Annotated in this window: 15 protein-coding genes; 8 read left to right on the forward strand and 7 right to left on the reverse strand. The window is 62.7% G+C overall.

What is annotated here, in order from left to right:
• The first annotated feature begins 103 nt into the window (after positions 1–103).
• Entirely contained in the window at positions 104–1,324 is a 1,221-nt protein-coding gene (locus AC3WTO_RS15650) for an MFS transporter (protein WP_492462112.1), read from the forward strand.
• Positions 1,325–1,464: 140 nt separating this feature from the next.
• On the opposite strand, the gene AC3WTO_RS15655 is transcribed toward AC3WTO_RS15650, so the two are convergent.
• Positions 1,465–1,683, reverse strand: coding sequence for a hypothetical protein (locus AC3WTO_RS15655; protein WP_492461661.1), 219 nt, complete (start codon positions 1,681–1,683; stop codon positions 1,465–1,467).
• Between the two features lie 179 nt (positions 1,684–1,862).
• Here AC3WTO_RS15655 and AC3WTO_RS15660 point away from each other — a divergent pair, with 179 nt between their 5' ends.
• From AC3WTO_RS15660 to AC3WTO_RS15670, 3 genes are all read left to right on the forward strand, one after another.
• On the forward strand, positions 1,863–5,519 hold the full coding sequence (locus AC3WTO_RS15660; RefSeq protein WP_492461662.1) for a hydantoinase B/oxoprolinase family protein: 3,657 nt from the start codon (positions 1,863–1,865) through the stop codon (positions 5,517–5,519).
• 85 nt (positions 5,520–5,604) lie between these two features.
• Positions 5,605–6,849 carry a BtaA family protein gene (locus AC3WTO_RS15665; protein ID WP_492461663.1) on the forward strand — a complete coding sequence of 415 codons (1,245 nt, stop codon included), beginning with the start codon at positions 5,605–5,607 and terminating at the stop codon, positions 6,847–6,849.
• Positions 6,849–7,508, forward strand: coding sequence for a class I SAM-dependent methyltransferase (locus AC3WTO_RS15670; RefSeq protein WP_492461664.1), 660 nt, complete (start codon positions 6,849–6,851; stop codon positions 7,506–7,508). The genes AC3WTO_RS15665 and AC3WTO_RS15670 overlap by 1 nt, the downstream gene beginning before the upstream one ends.
• A 46-nt stretch (positions 7,509–7,554) precedes the next feature.
• On the opposite strand, the gene AC3WTO_RS15675 is transcribed toward AC3WTO_RS15670, so the two are convergent.
• Both AC3WTO_RS15675 and AC3WTO_RS15680 read right to left on the reverse strand, forming a co-directional pair.
• Entirely contained in the window at positions 7,555–8,937 is a 1,383-nt protein-coding gene (locus AC3WTO_RS15675) for a serine hydrolase domain-containing protein (protein ID WP_492461665.1), read from the reverse strand.
• Positions 8,938–9,081: 144 nt separating this feature from the next.
• Entirely contained in the window at positions 9,082–9,447 is a 366-nt protein-coding gene (locus AC3WTO_RS15680; RefSeq protein ID WP_492558419.1) for a hypothetical protein, read from the reverse strand.
• A 427-nt stretch (positions 9,448–9,874) separates the two neighbouring features.
• Here AC3WTO_RS15680 and AC3WTO_RS15685 point away from each other — a divergent pair, with 427 nt between their 5' ends.
• Together AC3WTO_RS15685 and AC3WTO_RS15690 are read left to right on the forward strand one after the other, a co-directional pair.
• Positions 9,875–10,672: a glycoside hydrolase family 25 protein gene (locus AC3WTO_RS15685; RefSeq protein WP_492461667.1), complete on the forward strand. Its 798-nt coding sequence runs from the start codon at positions 9,875–9,877 to the stop codon at positions 10,670–10,672.
• A gap of 83 nt (positions 10,673–10,755) precedes the next feature.
• Positions 10,756–12,006 (forward strand): lytic murein transglycosylase, encoded by a 1,251-nt coding sequence (locus AC3WTO_RS15690; protein WP_492461668.1) that lies wholly within the window; start codon positions 10,756–10,758, stop codon positions 12,004–12,006.
• A gap of 97 nt (positions 12,007–12,103) precedes the next feature.
• Here AC3WTO_RS15690 and AC3WTO_RS15695 read toward each other — a convergent pair whose 3' ends face one another.
• Positions 12,104–12,451 (reverse strand): MliC family protein, encoded by a 348-nt coding sequence (locus AC3WTO_RS15695; RefSeq protein WP_492461669.1) that lies wholly within the window; start codon positions 12,449–12,451, stop codon positions 12,104–12,106.
• Positions 12,452–12,462: 11 nt separating this feature from the next.
• Entirely contained in the window at positions 12,463–13,683 is a 1,221-nt protein-coding gene (locus AC3WTO_RS15700) for an alanine racemase (protein WP_492461670.1), read from the reverse strand.
• A 204-nt stretch (positions 13,684–13,887) separates the two neighbouring features.
• Here AC3WTO_RS15700 and AC3WTO_RS15705 point away from each other — a divergent pair, with 204 nt between their 5' ends.
• Both AC3WTO_RS15705 and AC3WTO_RS15710 read left to right on the forward strand, forming a co-directional pair.
• Entirely contained in the window at positions 13,888–14,826 is a 939-nt protein-coding gene (locus tag AC3WTO_RS15705; RefSeq protein ID WP_492461671.1) for a DMT family transporter, read from the forward strand.
• A gap of 519 nt (positions 14,827–15,345) precedes the next feature.
• Positions 15,346–15,954 (forward strand): YdeI/OmpD-associated family protein, encoded by a 609-nt coding sequence (locus AC3WTO_RS15710; RefSeq protein WP_492461672.1) that lies wholly within the window; start codon positions 15,346–15,348, stop codon positions 15,952–15,954.
• 8 nt (positions 15,955–15,962) lie between these two features.
• On the opposite strand, the gene metF is transcribed toward AC3WTO_RS15710, so the two are convergent.
• On the reverse strand, positions 15,963–16,904 hold the full coding sequence (gene metF / locus AC3WTO_RS15715) for a methylenetetrahydrofolate reductase [NAD(P)H] (RefSeq protein ID WP_492461673.1): 942 nt from the start codon (positions 16,902–16,904) through the stop codon (positions 15,963–15,965).
• Positions 16,904–17,911 carry an ArsR/SmtB family transcription factor gene (locus tag AC3WTO_RS15720; RefSeq protein WP_492461674.1) on the reverse strand — a complete coding sequence of 336 codons (1,008 nt, stop codon included), beginning with the start codon at positions 17,909–17,911 and terminating at the stop codon, positions 16,904–16,906. Before AC3WTO_RS15720 ends, metF begins: the two co-directional genes overlap by 1 nt.
• Positions 17,912–17,955 lie beyond the last annotated feature (44 nt).

A 17,955-nucleotide genomic window follows, 5' to 3' on the forward strand; every position in this document is an offset into this window, starting at 1 on the left:
CAAGACCGTTTTCAGCGGCCTTGCGCGTCCCCCCGAATGGATTTTCGCCGAGCGAGCAATCGCGCGCGCACCAGAACCAGGAAGTCCCATGTCCACCACCGAGATGCAAAATTCCTATCGCTGGGTCATCGTTGCCCTCGGCGCGCTGATGACGTGCGTGACCATCGGCGCCATGTTTTCATTGGCCGTCTTCATGCCGCACATCTCCACCGACACCGGTTGGACGCGCGCAGGCATTTCCAGCGCGATGACGCTCAACTTCCTGATGATGGGAGCGTCCAGCTTCGGCTGGGGCATGCTCACTGACCGTATTGGTACGCGTCCAGTGGTGCTGATCGGTTCTGTTCTGCTCGGCGTCGTGCTGGTCCTGGCCAGTCGTGCGACGAGCCTGATCGCATTCCAGCTCATCTACGGCATCGGCGTGGGTCTTGCCGGCGGTACCTTCTTCGCTCCGATGATGGCGGCTGTAACGGGGTGGTTCGACAAGCATCGCGGCCTCGCTGTTTCGCTGGTGTCAGCCGGCGTCGGCGTTGCGCCCGCCACCGTCTCGCCATTCGCGGCCTGGCTCCTTGCCAGCTACGACTGGCGCACCGCGATGATGACCATCGGGCTGCTCGCCAGCGCTATCCTCCTGCCGGCGGCCTTCTTTGTCAGGAACGCCCCGCAGGCAGCAACCGGTCGGCCCGCTCAGGATGGTGCGACCGTTACTGTCGGAGCCCCGGACAATCCTCTGTCGAGAGCTTTCCGGTCACCACAATTTGCCCTGCTCGCAGGCACCTACTTCCTGTGCTGCGCTGCGCACTCCGGCCCGATTTTTCACATCATGAGTTATGCCATCACTTGCGGCATCTCGGCGATGGCTGCCGTCAGCATCTACAGCGTCGAAGGCATCGCCGGACTGGGCGGCAGGCTGCTGTTCGGTGTGGCGGCGGATCGCTTCGGTCCCAAACGGGTTCTCGTCATCGGCCTGCTCGTCCAGGCTCTTGTGATCGCGGCCTATCTGTCGGCCAATCAGCTCAGCACCTTCTACGCACTGGCCGTTGTCTTCGGTGCTGCCTATGGCGGGGTGATGCCGCTCTACGCCCTCCTGGCCAGGGAATATTTCGGCCAGCAGGTTATGGGTTCGGTGTTGGGTGCACTCGCGATGGCATCAAGTTTCGGCATGGCGTTGGGACCTGTCGCAGGCGGTTGGATATTCGATCGCTTCGATGTCTATGACTGGCTGTTTATCGGCTCGTCCGTCCTCGGCCTCGCTGCCTTCCTGATCGCCCTCGCCTTCCCGCCCTTTGCTTCGGCACGGCGCCGGCAGCCGGCGGCGGCGTAGAGCAACACCGGCAACGGTGCATCGCGGTTCCGGAATTGCCTGAAAACAAAAACTGGAGCGGATTGAAGTGGCCATGAAAAAGGCCGGGACACGTCCCGGCCTTTCGATTCATGTGCCAGCCATTTGGCCGACCCTCGCGCTTACTGTGCGGGCGCGGTGGAATTCGGCTGTGCCGGCTTGGAGGCGTCCGCCGGCGGCTGTACTTCCGGCGTGGCCGGCTTCATTGGCTCGGAGGCTGGCGGCGTCGCTTGCGTCGTGGTGTTGTCGGTACCTCCGGTACCGCCGCCCTTGTTTTCGCTGCAGGCAGCAACGCCGAGCAGAAACAACGCGGAAACCGAGGCCAAAACGAGTTTTTTCATCGCATTTCTCCTTCGCAACTTCACCCCCTGTGAAGGGCGGCACAGAAGAAATGCGCCGCTCGCGCATCGGTTTCGTCACATTGCGTTTCGTCCTGTAACAGCGCTCGACGCCCGTTGAACCGTTGCCGGCCTCGCCCAACGGCACTAACAGGAGAGGGAACGTGCCGAAAGGATGGTCGATGAGTGTGAAATGGGATTTCTGGATCGACCGCGGCGGCACCTTCACCGACATCATCGGCAAGGCGCCGGACGGCGCGTTGAAGCCGCTCAAACTGCTGTCTGAAAACCCGGAGGCCTATCCGGACGCGGCCATCCACGGCATCCGCACCTTGCTCGGCGTCGAGGCAGGGCAACCGATCCCGGCCGGTTTGATCGGCGAGGTGCGCATGGGCACCACGGTCGCCACCAATGCTCTGCTGGAGCGCAAGGGCGACCGCGTTTTGCTGTTGATCACCAAAGGGTTTCGCGACGCGCTTCGCATTGCCTACCAGGCTCGCCCTGATATCTTCGCCAAGGAAATCCTGCTGCCTGAACTGCTCTACGAACGTGTGGTTGAAGTGCCCGAGCGCGTGCGCGCCGACGGTTGCGCGGAACGGCTGCTCGACATCGCCGACGTCAAGCCCGCGATCGAACAGGCCAGGGCCGATGGCATCGATTCCGTCGCCATCGTCTTCATGCACGCCTGGAAACATCCCGACCATGAAAAGGCCGTGGAGACGGTCTGCCGCAAGGCTGGGTTTTCGCAGATCTCCGTGAGTCACGAGGTTTCGCCGCTGATCAAGCTGGTCGGCCGCGGCGACACCACCGTCGTCGACGCTTACCTGTCCCCGATCCTGTCACGTTATGTGCAGCGGGTGGCAAGGGAGCTCGGCTCCGTTCCGGCCGGCGGCCAGGGCGGGCGCCGGTCCGAAGGCCCCAGACTGATGTTCATGATGTCGTCCGGAGGCCTGACCGCCGCGGACAAATTCCAGGGCAAGGATGCGTTGCTGTCCGGCCCAGCTGGTGGCGTCGTCGGTATGGTCGAGACGGCGAAGCTGGCCGGCTTCGACAAGGTCATCGGTTTCGATATGGGCGGCACGTCCACCGACGTCGCCCATTGCGACGGCGATTATGAGCGTGCTTTCGACACCGAGGTCGCCGGCGTGCGGGTACGTGCGCCGATGATGCGCATCCATACCGTGGCCGCCGGTGGCGGCTCGGTCCTGCAATTCGAAGCAGGCCGGTTTCGCGTCGGTCCGGATTCGGCCGGCGCCAAACCCGGTCCGGCCTGCTATCGGCGCGGCGGACCGCTCGCCGTCACGGACGCCAACGTCATGCTGGGCAAGCTGCAGCCGGACTTCTTCCCTTCGATCTTCGGTCCGGGCCAGGATCAACCTCTCGACACGGCAACGGTGCGCGCGAGGTTCGAGGCGCTGGCCACCGAAACTGGCGATGGACGCTCCCCGGAAGCCGTGGCCGAGGGTTTTGTCACCATCGCCGTCGAAAACATGGCCAACGCCATCAAGAAGATATCCGTGCAGCGCGGTTACGACGTGACGAGCTACCTGTTGAACTGTTTCGGCGGCGCCGGCGGCCAGCACGCTTGCCTGGTCGCCGACGCGCTCGGCATGGAGGCCGTGCTCATCCATCCCTTCTCGGGCCTGCTTTCGGCCTATGGCATCGGACTTGCATCGATCTTCGCAACGCGCCAGCAGGCGCTGCTGGAGCCGCTTGCAGATCAATCCCTGCCAGCGATCGAAGGGCTGATCGCTAGCCTTGCCAAGGCTGTCGCCGATGAGTTGACCCTGCAAGGCGTCGCCGACGAGGACATGGCGATGCGTCCTGTCCTCCATGTCCGCTATGACGGCACCGATACCACGCTACCGGTCAGCTTCCCCGACCACTCGATCATCAACGCCAGGGCGGCGTTCGAGGCTGCGCACAAGGCGCAGTTCGGCTTCATTTACGACGACAACAAGCAGTTGGTTGTGGAGACCGTAGCCGTGGAAGGCAGCAATGGCGGCGGCAGCCACCATCGTGAAGCACTTGCCCCCTCCGGACCAGTGCGCGACAAGACCGCCGCGCCACAACAGCGCAGCATCTTCTCGGAAGGGCAATGGCACGCAGCCGATATCTGGCACCGCAACGCACTGCGCCCGTCGGACAGGATCTCCGGCCCGGCGCTCATCATCGAGCCAAACCAGACCATCGTCGTCGAAAACGGCTGGCAGGCCGAGATCACGGCCCTCAACCACATACTCCTGCGCCGGGCCACCAGGAAGCAGCGCAAGGCGGCGCTTGGCACAGCGGCGGACCCTGTCATGCTCGAGGTGTTCAACAACCTGTTCATGTCGATCGCCGAGCAGATGGGCGTGACGCTTCAGAACACCGCCTATTCGGTCAACATCAAGGAACGGCTCGACTTTTCCTGCGCCGTCTTCGACAGCACCGGCGCACTGGTGGCCAACGCCCCGCACATGCCGGTGCATCTGGGCTCCATGGACCGTTCCGTCGAGACCATCATCCGTCTCAATGCCGGCGCCATCCACCCGGGTGACGTTTTCGCGCTGAATGCCCCCTACAACGGCGGCACACACTTGCCCGACATCACGGTCGTCACGCCGGTGTTCGACGACGCGCAGCAAGGCATCCTGTTCTGGGTCGCCTCGCGCGGCCATCACGCCGATGTCGGCGGCACGGCACCGGGCTCGATGACGCCACTCGCCACCACCGTCGACGAAGAAGGCGTCCTGTTCGACAATTTCCGTCTCGTCGAACGCGGTCGCTTTCGCGAGGAAGAACTGGTGCGCCTGCTCACCGACCATCCCTACCCGGCCCGCAACCCATCGCAGAACGTGGCAGATCTCAAGGCGCAGATCGCCGCCAATGAGAAAGGCGTGGCCGAGCTGCGCAAGATGGTGGCGCATTTCGGACTGCCCGTGGTCGAAGCCTATATGGGCCATGTTCAGGACAACGCCGCCGAAAGCGTGCGTCGTGTGCTCGAACGCTTGCCGGACTCCTCCGCCTACGAATACCCGACTGATACCGGTCAGGTGATCAAGGTGAAGATCAGCATCGACCGCAGCCGGCGCGAGGCGACTGTCGACTTCACCGGCACATCGCCCATCATGAAGAACAACTTCAATGCCCCGGAACCTGTCGCGCGGGCGGCCGTGCTTTACGCGTTCCGCGTCATGGTCGAAGATAACATCCCGATGAACGCCGGCTGCCTCAGGCCCATCAAAATCGTCATTCCCGAAGGTTCGATGCTGAAGCCGGTCTATCCTGCAGCCGTTGTCGCCGGCAACGTCGAAACCTCGCAGCACGTCACCAATGCGCTGTTCGGAGCCATGGGGGCGATGGCCAATGCTCAGGGCACGATGAACAACCTGACCTTCGGCAACGATCGCTACCAGTATTACGAGACGATCTGCTCCGGCTCGCCGGCGGGACGGATGAACGATGGTCGCGGTTTTGCCGGCACTTCGGGGGTGCACACCCATATGACCAATTCGCGCCTGACCGACCCGGAAATCCTGGAATTGCGCTTTCCGGTGCTGCTTGAGGACTTTCGCATCCGTGAAGGCTCTGGCGGCAAAGGGCGTAGGAGTGCGGGTGATGGCACACGCCGTTCGATCCGCTTCCTGGAGAGGATGGAGTGCGCGATCCTGTCTTCCCACCGCTCGCGGCCGCCGCAAGGTCTCGATGGCGGCGGCGACGGCGAGGTCGGCAGCACCAGGGTGCGCCGCCTCGACGGCAGCGTCGACACGTTGAAGGCTTGCGACCAGACGGTCCTTGAAGCCGGCGAAACGGTCATCGTCACCACGCCGACACCGGGAGGATTTGGCGAGGTCTAGCTTCTTCATCAACCGCTGCTGTCACCGCACTGTCATCACGCTGCGCTACGCGCTTCGCCCAATGTAAACGGGGAATCGCCTTGCCATGTCGGACGTTTCTGCGGAACTGGTTTTCAGGCGCGGCAAGGAAGTGGGAAAAGCGGTCTACCAGAACCGCGCGCTGTCCAAGGCTGGCATCTCTGAACGCCTGTTTGCCCTTCTCTTTTCGGGCCTCGTCTACCCGCAGATATGGGAAGACCCCGACATCGACATGGAAGCGATGCAGCTGGGTGAAGGCCATCATGTCGTCACCATCGCATCCGGCGGCTGCAACATACTGGCCTATCTGACGCGTTCGCCGGCGCGGATCGACGCCGTCGACCTCAACGCCGCCCACATCGCGCTGAACCGCATGAAGCTGGCGGCTGTGCGCCATCTGCCCAATCAGGCAGACCTGTTCCGCTTTTTCGGGGCTGCCGGCGTTGAACACAATTCGGCGGCCTATGATCGCTTCATCGCCCCCAATCTCGATCCGGTCAGCCGGCACTATTGGGAAAAGCGCAACTGGCGCGGCCGCCGCCGCATCGAGGTGTTCGACCGCAACTTCTACCGCACCGGCCTGCTTGGGCTGTTCATCGCTGCCGGCCATCGCACCGGTCGCCTGTTCGGCGTCAATCCGACCGGCATCATGGCGGCCAGGGATCTCGCCGAGCAACGCCGTTTCTTCGACGAGAAGCTGGCACCGGTGTTCGACCGAAAGCTGCTGCGCTGGGCCACGTCGCGCAAGGCTTCGCTGTTCGGGCTGGGCATCCCGCCAGCCCAGTACGATTCCCTGATCACCTCAGGCGACGGCTCCATGGCCAGCGTGCTGAAGGCCCGTCTTGAGAAACTCGCCTGCGACTTCCCCTTGAAGGACAATTACTTCGCCTGGCAGGCTTTCGCGCGGCGTTACCCCAATCCGGGCGAGGCAGCCCTTCCCGCCTATCTGGAGAAGGACAACCATCCTGTTCTCAAGGCCAATGTCGATCGTGTCACCATCAACCATGCCAACATGATCGAATTCCTTGCGGGCAAGGATGCCGGCACCGTCGACCGCTTCATCCTGCTCGATGCCCAGGACTGGATGACGGACGACCAGCTGAACGCGCTGTGGACGGAAATTACCCGGAGTGCTGCGCCCGGCGCACGCGTCATTTTCCGCACGGCCGCAGAACCCAGCCTTCTGCCGGGTCGCGTCTCTTCCTCGCTGCTCGACCAATGGAGCTACGAGGAAGAGGCCTCTCGCGATTACTCCGCCCGCGATCGCTCGGCGATCTACGGTGGCTTCCACCTCTATGTGAAGCGCGGCTGATGAGCACCCAGGACCTGCCGGCGAACCATGCCGATCTGATGGACGGCGTCTATCGCTGGCAGCGCCACATCTACGACCTGACCCGCAAATATTATCTGCTTGGCCGCGACAGGTTGATCGCCGGCCTCGACATTCCAGCCAATGGCAGTGTGCTGGAACTCGGCTGCGGCACCGGACGCAATCTGGCGCTGACCGCGCGGCGCTACCCTGATGCGCATCTTTATGGTCTCGACATCTCCGCCGAGATGCTTGTCAGCGCCCAAACCGCAATCGCCCGCGAAGGCATTGCCGACAGGACCCTGCTTGCCCGCGCCGACGCCACCGATTTTGACGCCCAGGCGCTGTTCGGTGTCGCCCGCTTCGATCGCGTCTTCGTCTCCTATTCATTGTCGATGATCCCTGGATGGGAAAAGACGGTGGCCGCCGGGCTCGCCGTCCTGGCGCCGGGCGGCTCGCTGCATATCGTCGACTTCGGCCAGCAGGAACGCCTGCCCGGCTGGTTCCGCTCGCTGCTCAGAGCCTGGCTCAGGAAATTCCACGTCAGCCCACGTGAATCTCTGCGCGAAGTGCTTGAATCGGAATCTGCCAAAGCCGGAGCAAGCCTTTCATTCGAAAGGCTTTATCGCGGCTATGCCTGGCTGGCGGTGGTTCGGCGTTAGAGAAACTCCGGGAAAAGTGTGTAGCGGAATTCCGCTCGGCGCGCCGTCACTTGATGACCTTCGCCAGCGCTGAAGCCAGATTTTGCGGACGATACCCCAGCTTGAACGGGGTCAGCCCCAGCCGCACGATGACCAGTTTCTGCGACGGAATGACGGCCACCGTCTGGCCGTCGTGCCCCTCCAGCCAGTAGGCATCAGCCGGCACACCGGCCTTGGCGGTAGCGCCGGGATTGTGCTCGTTGCCGGGCGCCTCGATCCACAATTGCCCACGCGTATAGACGCCTTCCGATGCCGGTGCCGGCTCGCGCATCCAGGATACGAAGCCTGAAGGCAGGATTTCCTGTCCACTCCACACGCCGTCCTGCAGCAGGAACTGGCCGAAGCGCGCCCAGTCGCGCGCAGTGGCGTAGAGATAGGACGAACCGACGAAAGTACCGTGCTCGTCGGTCTCCATCACCGCGCTGCTCATGCCGATAGGCCCGAACAGCTTGAGCTGCGGCCAGCCGAGCGCCTGTTTGGGATCGGTAAAGGTGTTTTGCCAGAGACGCGACAGCATCACCGCCGTGCCGCTGGAATAGGAATAGATCTTGCCGGGTTCGCCCGTGAGCGGCTTGGCCGAGGCGAAGCCGGCCATATCCGGTTCCTGATAGAGCATGCGGGTAACGTCGGTGACGTCGCCATAGTCTTCGTTGAATTCAAGACCGCTCGACATCGCCATCATGTCGGCAAGGGAGATGGCGGCGCGCTTGTCAGCTTTCCAATCCGGAAACAGCCCCTGGTCGGTGATCGCAAGCTTGCCTTCCTTCACCAGGGTGCCGACGATCGCGGCATTGACCGATTTGGTCATAGACCAGCCAAGCAGCGGTGTCTTGTCCGAGAAACCTGCACCATAGCGTTCGCCCAGGATGCGGCCGTTCTGTACCACCACCACGGCTCGCATGCCGGGACCTGTCAGCGAAGGGTCGTCGAGGATCTTGGCAATTTCCGGGTCCTGCGAGGGTTCGACACGGCCGCCCTCCGGCCACAGGGCATCCGATGTCGCCGACGGAGCGGAAGCGTCAATCGAAATTCTCTTGGCCGCCGCCACATCCCCGTCCGGCGCATTCGCGCAGCCGAGTCCGGGGCGCATGACCGCTGTACCTTTGCCGAAGATGCCCAGCAGACCCGCACTGACGACACCGGCATCCTTGTCGACATCAAGCATCATCAGTTTCAGGATCGGATGGCCGGGCGCCTGCACATCCACCGCCAGCACCTGGCCGGCGTCACGCCCGGCAAGGAAAACGTTCGAGCACACGATCTTGGCAGTGTAGTTGGCGGCGATGCGGATCAGCGCAGGCGGTGCCGTCCACAGCCAGATCGCCACACCGGCGACGGCAATGACGATCAGGCCAAGCAGCCACTTCAGGATTTTGCCGACGACGCGCATGCACAGCCTCCCCGCATCATGTTGCCGGCGCCAATCTGCCGCGAACACGGGCGTGGCTGCAACAGCGGATATTTGGATCAGGGCGTCATACCCTGGGAGCGCGCGCCAGAGAACGGAGCAGGCATCACCAGATTGCCCGACCGCTCAGCTTCTCTCTGCGAGGAGTTCCACGCAATGCCTGGCAAAGAACCAGAATATCGCGCCACAGATCAATCCGCTGACGGCCGGCGCCGCGACAAGCAGAATGGAGGCTTGAGTGAATATGGCCAACGTCAGCAAATACGTGATCCCGCCAAAAACCAATCCCACGCTCCCGGCCGCCACGACCATTGCCTTGAGCGGAGACCACTCGTAGACAGGGATGAGCCTGGAAACGACGATCGCCGGCAGAATCGAAACCAGGGCCACGGACCACCATGTCTGCAAGAACTGCTGGGCGCTGAATTCCCCAGGAGACGCAATCCTCAGCACGACGGCCTCAAAAAGCGCCGCGACAACAAGCCCGGTCAACCACAACAGCGTCCGGACGAGTCGGCCTGGAGTCCTCAAGGAGGTACCACCCGGCTCCGGCGTCACTCTTGGCTGTGGCGAATTCATGACCAGCACCTGAGCCCGGTCGACCCACGGCACGATTTTCGAATGCGCGTTCGACTGCCCATCGATCTTCCACCGAGAACAAGCGCGCCCACCCGCAACCACTAATTTAGCGCAACATAAATCATCGAAAAAGCACGGCGCGGGGTATGCGACAATCTGCCGGACGGGCCGCAACAGGACATCACAATCCTTGCGTATCGGCCCGCATCAACCGATTATCAACCATGTTGGGTGATTGAATGGAGTGAGTGGCGGCAAGTGGGGACACCGCAACCGGCTAACAACCGGACAGAACGACCCATCCGCGACCGGCGGCCACCGGTCTGGACTTGAATTTCGGATGCGTCGTCTCGCGATCCTGCTTTGCTTCGCCGCCCTCTCCGCCTGTTCGACCGTCGACACGCTGGCTCCGGTGTCTTCAGGCTCCAGCGGCACGTCGGTGGCCCTGCGTGCGCCGCGTTTCGCCGATTCCAAGCCACATGAATGGGATAGCGGCGCGCCGTGGAACTATGCCGTGCACGGCACCGATGTCTCCAAGTATCAGACTTCGGTGGACTGGCCGAAGGCCAAGGCCAGCGGCGTCTCCTTCGCCTTCATCAAGGCGACCGAAGGCGGCGACCGCGTCGACGATATGTTTGCCGAGCATTGGCGCGGCACCAAGGCAGCCGGCGTGCCGCGTGCGGCCTATCACTTCTATTATTTCTGCCGGCCGGCCGCGGAGCAGGCCCGCTGGTTCATCGACAACGTACCGAATGAACGCTCTTCCATGCCACCGGTGCTCGACATGGAATGGAACCCGCAATCGCCGACTTGCAAACTCAGGCCACCGGCGGAGACCGTGCGCTCGGAGATGCGCATTTTCCTCGAAATGGTTGAGAAGCACTACGGCAAGAAGCCGATCATCTATACATCCGTCGACTTCTTCGACGACAACGAGCTGTCGACTTTCCGCGGCTATCCCTACTGGTTGCGTTCGGTGGCCGGTCACCCGACCCAGAAGTATGGCAGCCACCCATTCACCTTCTGGCAGTACACCGGAACCGGTGTCATTCCGGGCATGAAAGGCGACGCCGACATCAACGTCTTCAACGGGTCGGAAGCCGCCTGGAACAAGTGGCTGCGTCAGAACACCCGTTGACAGGGCGGCCACGGCCTGCTTTTCGGGGCTCACTTTTCGCCGGTCCATGCACCGCGCCACGAAATCAGTCCGAAAGGAAGACCATGCGACTGCGCTCCAGCCTCATCGCGGCGCTGCTGCCGGTAATGGCAGCGACCTCCGCCATGGCGCAACAATCCGCGCCCGCAGACCAGCAGCCTGCTCCGGCAGCCGGCCAGAAACTGGACCCGACCGCTGCACCGTGCGGCGGTGATTTCGAAACCTGGAAGCAAGCCGTCGCCGAAGAGGCCAAGGCCGCGGGCGTCGGCGAAACCGGCCTTGACGCGCTGGAAGACGCAAGCTTCGACACCCGTGTGCTGGCACGCGACCGCGCCCAGGGCGTGTTCTCGCAGACCTTCACCCAGTTCTCCGGCCGCATGATCTCTGCCTACCGCCTGAAGCAGGGCAACGCCATGCTGCAGAAATACGGCTCGGTCTTCGCGCGTGCACAGCAGGAATTCGGCGTTCAGCCCGCCATCGTCACCGCGTTCTGGGCACTCGAAACCGATTTCGGCGCCGTTCAGGGCGACTTCAACACGCTCAATGCGCTCGTCACGCTGTCGAACGATTGCCGCCGCCCCGCGGTGTTCCGTCGCCAGATCATACCATTGCTCAAGCTGATCGATCGCGGCGACCTGCCCGCCGACGTCAAAGGCGCCTGGGCCGGCGAGATCGGGCAGACCCAGATGCTGCCGATCGACTATCTGGAAGACAGCGTCGACGGCGACAATGATGGCAAGGTCGACCTGCGCAACAGCGCTCCCGACGTCATCATGACCACCGCCAAGAAGCTCGAAATCAAGGGCTGGAAGCGTGACCAGCCTTGGGTGCAGGAAGTGCGGGTCCCCGACACCCTGCCCTGGGAACAGACAGCACGCACCAACAAGATGCCGATCAGCCAATGGAACCAGTGGGGCGTCACCAACCCCGATGGCTCGCCGCTTGCCGACACTGGTCTGAAGGCCGGGCTCGCCTTGCCGATGGGCCGCAAGGGCCCTGCCTTCCTGACCTATGACAATTTCGACGTCTATATCGAGTGGAACCAGTCCTTCACCTATGCGCTCACCGCAGCGGTCATGGCGACCCGTTTCGCCGGCGCACCGGCCTACGACCCGCGCAATCCTGAACCGGGCCTGAGCATGGAGCAGATGAAGGAATTGCAGACCAAGCTGGAAGGCAGGGGCTACGACGTCGGCAAGGTCGACGGCATCCTCGGCACCAACACCCGTGATGCCGTGCGCAGGGAACAGATCAGGCTTGGCATCCCCGCCGACGGCTGGCCGACGCCCGAGCTGCTCGAGAAGCTCTCGTCGTAACCAGCGCGTTTCCGTTTTTCACGGAAACACGGAAACGCTCCAAGTTTTTGTTTTCGTTGCATTTTGTAACGCCAATCGATTGGCGTTACAAAATGCTCTACTTGATCTGCTTGCAGGTAACCGGCTTCTGCGGACTTTGCATAAGGTCGGTGAAGGTGGCTTCGCTGCCTTTGGTCCACCACTCGTATTGCTGCCCGACATAGCGCGCGCCCGAGCCGCTGATGACGGACACCGCGACGATGGTGGACTTGCCGAGATCAAGGACGGCAAACTGGTTGGCGCTGGTGTTGATGTAGGTGACGCCCACTTTCTGGCCGGGACAGGCATATGCCGTTTTGGTCGTCTGCGGCTTCTCCTTACCGGGCAACTTGAGCGTCAAGGTTGTCGCCGATGCCGCCGCGGTCATCGCCAGCAACGCGCTCCCAAGCAGTACTGCACCTTTCACGATCGTTCTCCTCAATCGGCCATGGTTTCCAGGCTGGCAAATCCCTGCGGCGCGTCGCCCTCGTCGAAAGGCGTCGTGACCTCCACGAAGGTGTCGGGGTAGAAACCGTTGAAACGGGTCCTGAGCGACAGCGAATAGGCGCCGATATGGCCGATCTCGATCCAGTCGCCCGTGTCCACCGTTTCCGGCAGCCAGAACGGTCGTGACAGGATGTCGACGGAATCACAGGTCGCCCCGCACACCTTGAACGGCACGATGTTCTTTTCCGAACCATTGCGCGAGCGGATCGCCGAATCGGGGATGAAGCGCGCCGGCAAAGTGATCTTGCCGGTCCAGGAATCCGACAGCGAAGCCCAGATGCCGTCATTGATGTAGAGCCGCCTGCCCTTGCGCAGCAGCACACGCACGATCAACGAAAGGCAGCGTGCGACGATCACCCGGCCGGGCTCTGCGACCAGCGGCATCTGGTCGAAGCCGTATTCCCTGAGATCGCCGGAGAGCCTGGACATGATCTGGCCGAGCGACGGCATTTCGACATGCTTGCGGTTGGGGTCGTGACCGTATTCGGCTGGGAAGCCCCCGCCGACGTCAAGGCCGGCCAGATCGAAGGAAAGCCGGTTTCGCACCCAGTCGGCCGAAGCAAGGGCCCGCTCGTAGGTATCGGGATCCTCGATCTGACTGCCGACATGGAAACACAGCCCGACCTTGTAGCCGGTGCGCGCCAGCCGCTCCGCCAGTTCCACCGCATTGGCGGGACCAGCCCCGAACTTCTTCGACAGCTCGTAGGCAGCATGACCCTTGGTCTGCACGCGCACGAAAACGGTGATCGCCCCGGGGTCGATATCGAGTGCGCGCACCACGCGCGTCAGCTTGGTGATCTCGTCCTCATGATCGATGGCGATGACGCGGATGCCGTATTTTTCCAGCGCCAGCTTGATGTCCGACTGCGCCTTGATCGGATGCATGTAAAGCATCTCTGCATCCGGTGAGACGGCCCGCACGGCAGCGAATTCGCCGGGGGAAGCCACATCGAAGGCGGTGACGCCAGCCTCTGCCAGCGCCTTCAGGACGATCTGTTCCCCATTGGTCTTCACCGCATAGGCGGTCTTGCCGGGAAACATCTCCATGAACTGAAGCGCATCGGCCTTCAGCACCTGCGGGCGAAAGCAATAAACCGGATCGTCGGGCCGGAGAGCGAGAGCTGCCTCGCGGGCATTTTCGAATCGCTGCATGAGGCGAATCCCTTTCTCGGTATGCTCAGTTAAACCTCACTAGCCGGGAAAGAAAACAGGAACGTGTCCATTCGTTTCGCCGGTGAACCGACCGGTATGACTGTCAGGAACCTCAGTTGCGCCGACAGGTTTCGGGTGGCGAAGGGCCGGCAAGCAGCTAGTCTCGCCACGCAGCAAAGCAGCACACACGGGGCACGAATCGCTATGAGCACCGCTACCCAACCCGTCCAGACCGGTCCGATGGACCTCAAGGATTGGGGGCAACTTCTGCTGCTCGGTGCGATCTGGGGCGGCTCCTTCTTCTTCGCCCGTATCGCGGTGGCGGAGATGCATCCCCTCGTCCTGGTGCTGTTTCGTGTCGCGATCGCGGCGGTTGCGCTGCACATCTATCTGCTGCTGCGAGGGCCGTCGTTCAAACTGGCGCTGCCGCATCTCGGCCTGTTCTTCCTGTTGGCGCTCACCAACAACGTCATCCCGTTCTCGCTGATTTTCGCAGGCCAGACCGAACTCGGCGCCGGCATCGCCTCGGTGCTGAATGCGACGACACCGTTCTGGACGTTGATCGTCGCCAATGCCATGACCGCCGACGAGAAGCTGTCCTGGAACAAGCTTGCAGGCATTGGCCTCGGCATCGCCGGTACCGCTGTCATGGTCGGCCCCGGCGTGTTTGCCGGTCTCGGCGGACCGGTGTGGCCGAAATTCGCGCTGATCGGCGCTTCGCTGTCCTATGCCTTCGCGCTGATGGTGGCGCGGCGATTGAAGGGCGTCCCGCCCCCGGTGCTGGCAACCGGTCAGCTGACCGCCTCGACCATCATCATGATCCCCGTCATTCTCTCGACCACAGGCGCCGCCGGCCTGTTCTCGGCCAGCATGCCTGTCTGGACGGCGGTGTTCGGGCTGGCGCTGCTTTCGACCGCCTTCGCCTATATTCTCTATTTCAACCTGGTGGCCTCGGCAGGCGCCACCAACGCCTCGCTGGTGACGCTGATCGTACCGGTCAGCGCGATCCTGCTTGGCATTGCATTCCTCGGCGAGCACATCGAAATGTTCGAGCTTTTCGGCATGCTTCTGATCGGCCTTGGACTGGTCACCATCGACGGGCGCCTTTTCGCGCGCCGGCGGCAGACGGTCCTGAAAAGCTGAGAAGACGGGACGAAGAAACTGCATGATTTCGGCGCATGCTTTTCGCAGTGCAGCAGCGCAGGAGATCCTCCTCCATATCGCCTGTTTTCCGTGAGCCGCAGACACCTTTCGGCCACAATTTATGCACAGCCGGCGCGTCTGCATTTCGCCAAGGAATTCAAGGCATAGCGTCGGAAGTGAGGTCGGATTTTCTAAAGCCTTGTCGCATTGCAGCACATTTTGTCCTTGTGTGTGACCGAAATGCCTCTAGACTCGGTTCATAGTTTTCCAAAGAGGAGGCTATGTCATGGGACTAACAAGGCCACTCAATGCACTGATGATTTGTGCTGCATTTGCGTTCATCGGCGCCCTCATTGTGGGCGTTCTTCCATAAGGCCGCAGCAGCGGGGGAAGGCAGCACCTTATAGTTCAAATCATTGAAAAGGCCGGGGAAACCCGGCCTTTTTCTGTTCCGGGCTTTTGCATTCGCACAAGCGCCAGCCTATAGTCGTCGCGGGACCGGGATCAGGATAACGAGCGATGCGGATCGACGAATCCAGTGCCCGAAAAGACGTGCAGACGCTTTCCCCCACCAGCCGCAAGGAATGGCGGGACTGGCTGGAAGAAAACGGCGGCACGGTCAACGGCGCGCGACTGGTCATCCACCACAAGACCAGCGAAACACCGGGCGTTCACTTCCACGAAGCGATCGAAGACGCGCTCTGCTATGGCTGGGCCGATGGGCAAGCGGCAAGACGCGACAATGACAGCTTCTACCTCACCTTCCGGCCCCGTTCGTCCGACAGCGCCTGGGATCGCATCAACCGCGAGCGGGCGGAAAAACTGATCGATCATGGTCGCATGCGTGATGCCGGCCTTGCCGCGATCCGGCGCGCCAGAAGCGCCGGCACATGGGAACCCTCGGTGGACGCGAAACCGGTCGGCCTGCCAGCGGACCTGCAGCAGGAATTCGACGAAAACCGCATCGCCTATCGCAATTTCGAGCGGCTGCCTTCGCCTTCCAAGGCACTCATCCTGAGCTGGATCGAAAAGGCAGCCCAGCCGGAGGCGCGCCGCCGCCGCATCGAGCAGACGATCGCATTGGCCGAGAGCAATGCGAGCGTCAGCAGATTACCGGCTGGCGATTAGCAGCCTCGTCAAGCCGCAGCCGAACCTGTCTTCGACTGGCTGTCCGGCACTTCCGGCGCGGTCGGATGTGCACGGATGCCGATCATGTGGCAGATGGCGAAGACAAGATCGGCACGGTTCATCGTGTAGAAATGGAAGTCGCCGACCCCGCGCTCGACAAGGTCGAGCACCTGTTCGGCCGCCACGGCGGATGCGACCAGCATGTGCGTCTGCGGATCGTTGTCCAGCCCTTCGAAGCGCTCGGCCAGCCATGCCGGCACATGCGCTCCGGCACGCGAAGCGAAGTTCGCCACCTGGCGGAAATTATGCACCGGCTGAATGCCCGGCACGATCGGGATGTAGATGCCGGCGCGGCGCACCCGCTCGACGTAACGTTCGTAGAGATCGTTGTCGAAGAAGAATTGGGTGATCGCGCGCTTGGCGCCATTGTCCACCTTGCGCTTCAGCATCTCGATATCGGTGGCGAAGTCCGGGCTTTCCGGATGCTTTTCCGGATAGGCGGCAACGGAGATGTCGAAATCGGCGATCGCCTTCAGCCCACTCACCAGCTCGGCACCGTTCTGGTAACCGCCGGGATGCGGCGCATAGGCCTGGCCGACACCGGAGGCCGGATCGCCGCGCAGCGCCACGAAACGCTTGATGCCGGTGGCGAAGTAGTCGCGGATCACCGCATCCACTTCCTCGCGCGTCGCGCCGACGCAGGTCAGATGCGCCGCCGCCGGAATGCCGGTTTCGTTGAGGATGCGGCGCACGGTACGCGCCGTGCGCTCACGCGTCGAGCCGCCGGCGCCGTAGGTGACGGAAACGAAGTTCGGCCGCAGCGGCTCCAGCCGCTTCACCGTGTCCCACAGCTTGGCCTCCATCTCGTCGGTCTTCGGCGGGAAGAATTCGAACGACACCCTGACCTTGTCGCCGATGTCGGGACGGCGGGAAAAACGGAACTGGTTCATCAGGCAATTTCCCGCACGGACTGGGGTTCAGGATTGGGGTCGGCGATCAGCAGGCGACGGTCGCGGCCCAGCCACAGCTTGACGGTGAGCTTGGCATCGGAGCCGCCGCGCGGCTCGAAGTCCTGGCTTTCCTCGAGGTCGAGGCCAGCCTCGGCGAACCAGTCGGCGATCTGCCTGTCGGAAAAGCCGAGACGCTGATGCGCATGCTCGTCGCGCAGGAACTCCAGCGTGTGCGCCGCGAAATCGACGATGATCAAGCGGCCGGAAGGCCGCAGCAGCCGCGCCGCGGAGCGAATGGCCGGCGCCGGGTCATCAAGATAATGCAGCACCTGGTGGATGGTGATCAGGTCGAAGGAATCGCGTTCCACCGGCGGGGAGAAGATGTCGCCCTGACGCACCTGTGCGTGGGCAATGCCGGCCTGGTCGAGATTGGCGCGCGCCACCGCCAGCATCTCGCGCGACATGTCGATGCCGACGCCACGCCGGTATAGCGGCGCGAAGATCTCCAGCAGGCGGCCGGTTCCGGTGCCGAGATCGAGCATCGACTGGAACGGCCGCTTGCCGACCAGCTTGAGCAGTGCGGCTTCGACCGCCCGCTCCGGCACGTGCAGCGAACGGATCTCGTCCCAGCTTGCCGCATTGGTCGAGAAATATTCGGCGGCGCGGTCCTGCCGTTTGCGCTTGACCGTCGCCAGCCGCTCGAGATCGCGTTCGATCTGCGGGTCATCGCCGCGGATGCCGGCGATCAGGCGCAGCACGAAGTCGCGCGCATTGTCGAGATCCGACAGCCGGAAGAACGCCCACGAGCCCTCCTGGTAGCGGCCGATCAGTCCGGCCTCCAGCAGCAGCTTGAGATGGCGCGACACGCGCGGCTGCGACTGGCTCAGGATCTCGGTCAGGTCCGAGACCGTCAGGTCGCCGCGCGCCAGCAGCGCGAGGATACGCAGCCGGCTGGATTCGGCAGCGGCCTTCAATGTATCTACCATCGTGTCGAGTGCGACATGCATTGGCGGCATCCCAGAAAAGATATAAACATATGTTTATGTCAAAT

This window comes from Mesorhizobium sp. EU05-FHT14A09 (assembly GCF_058790995.1).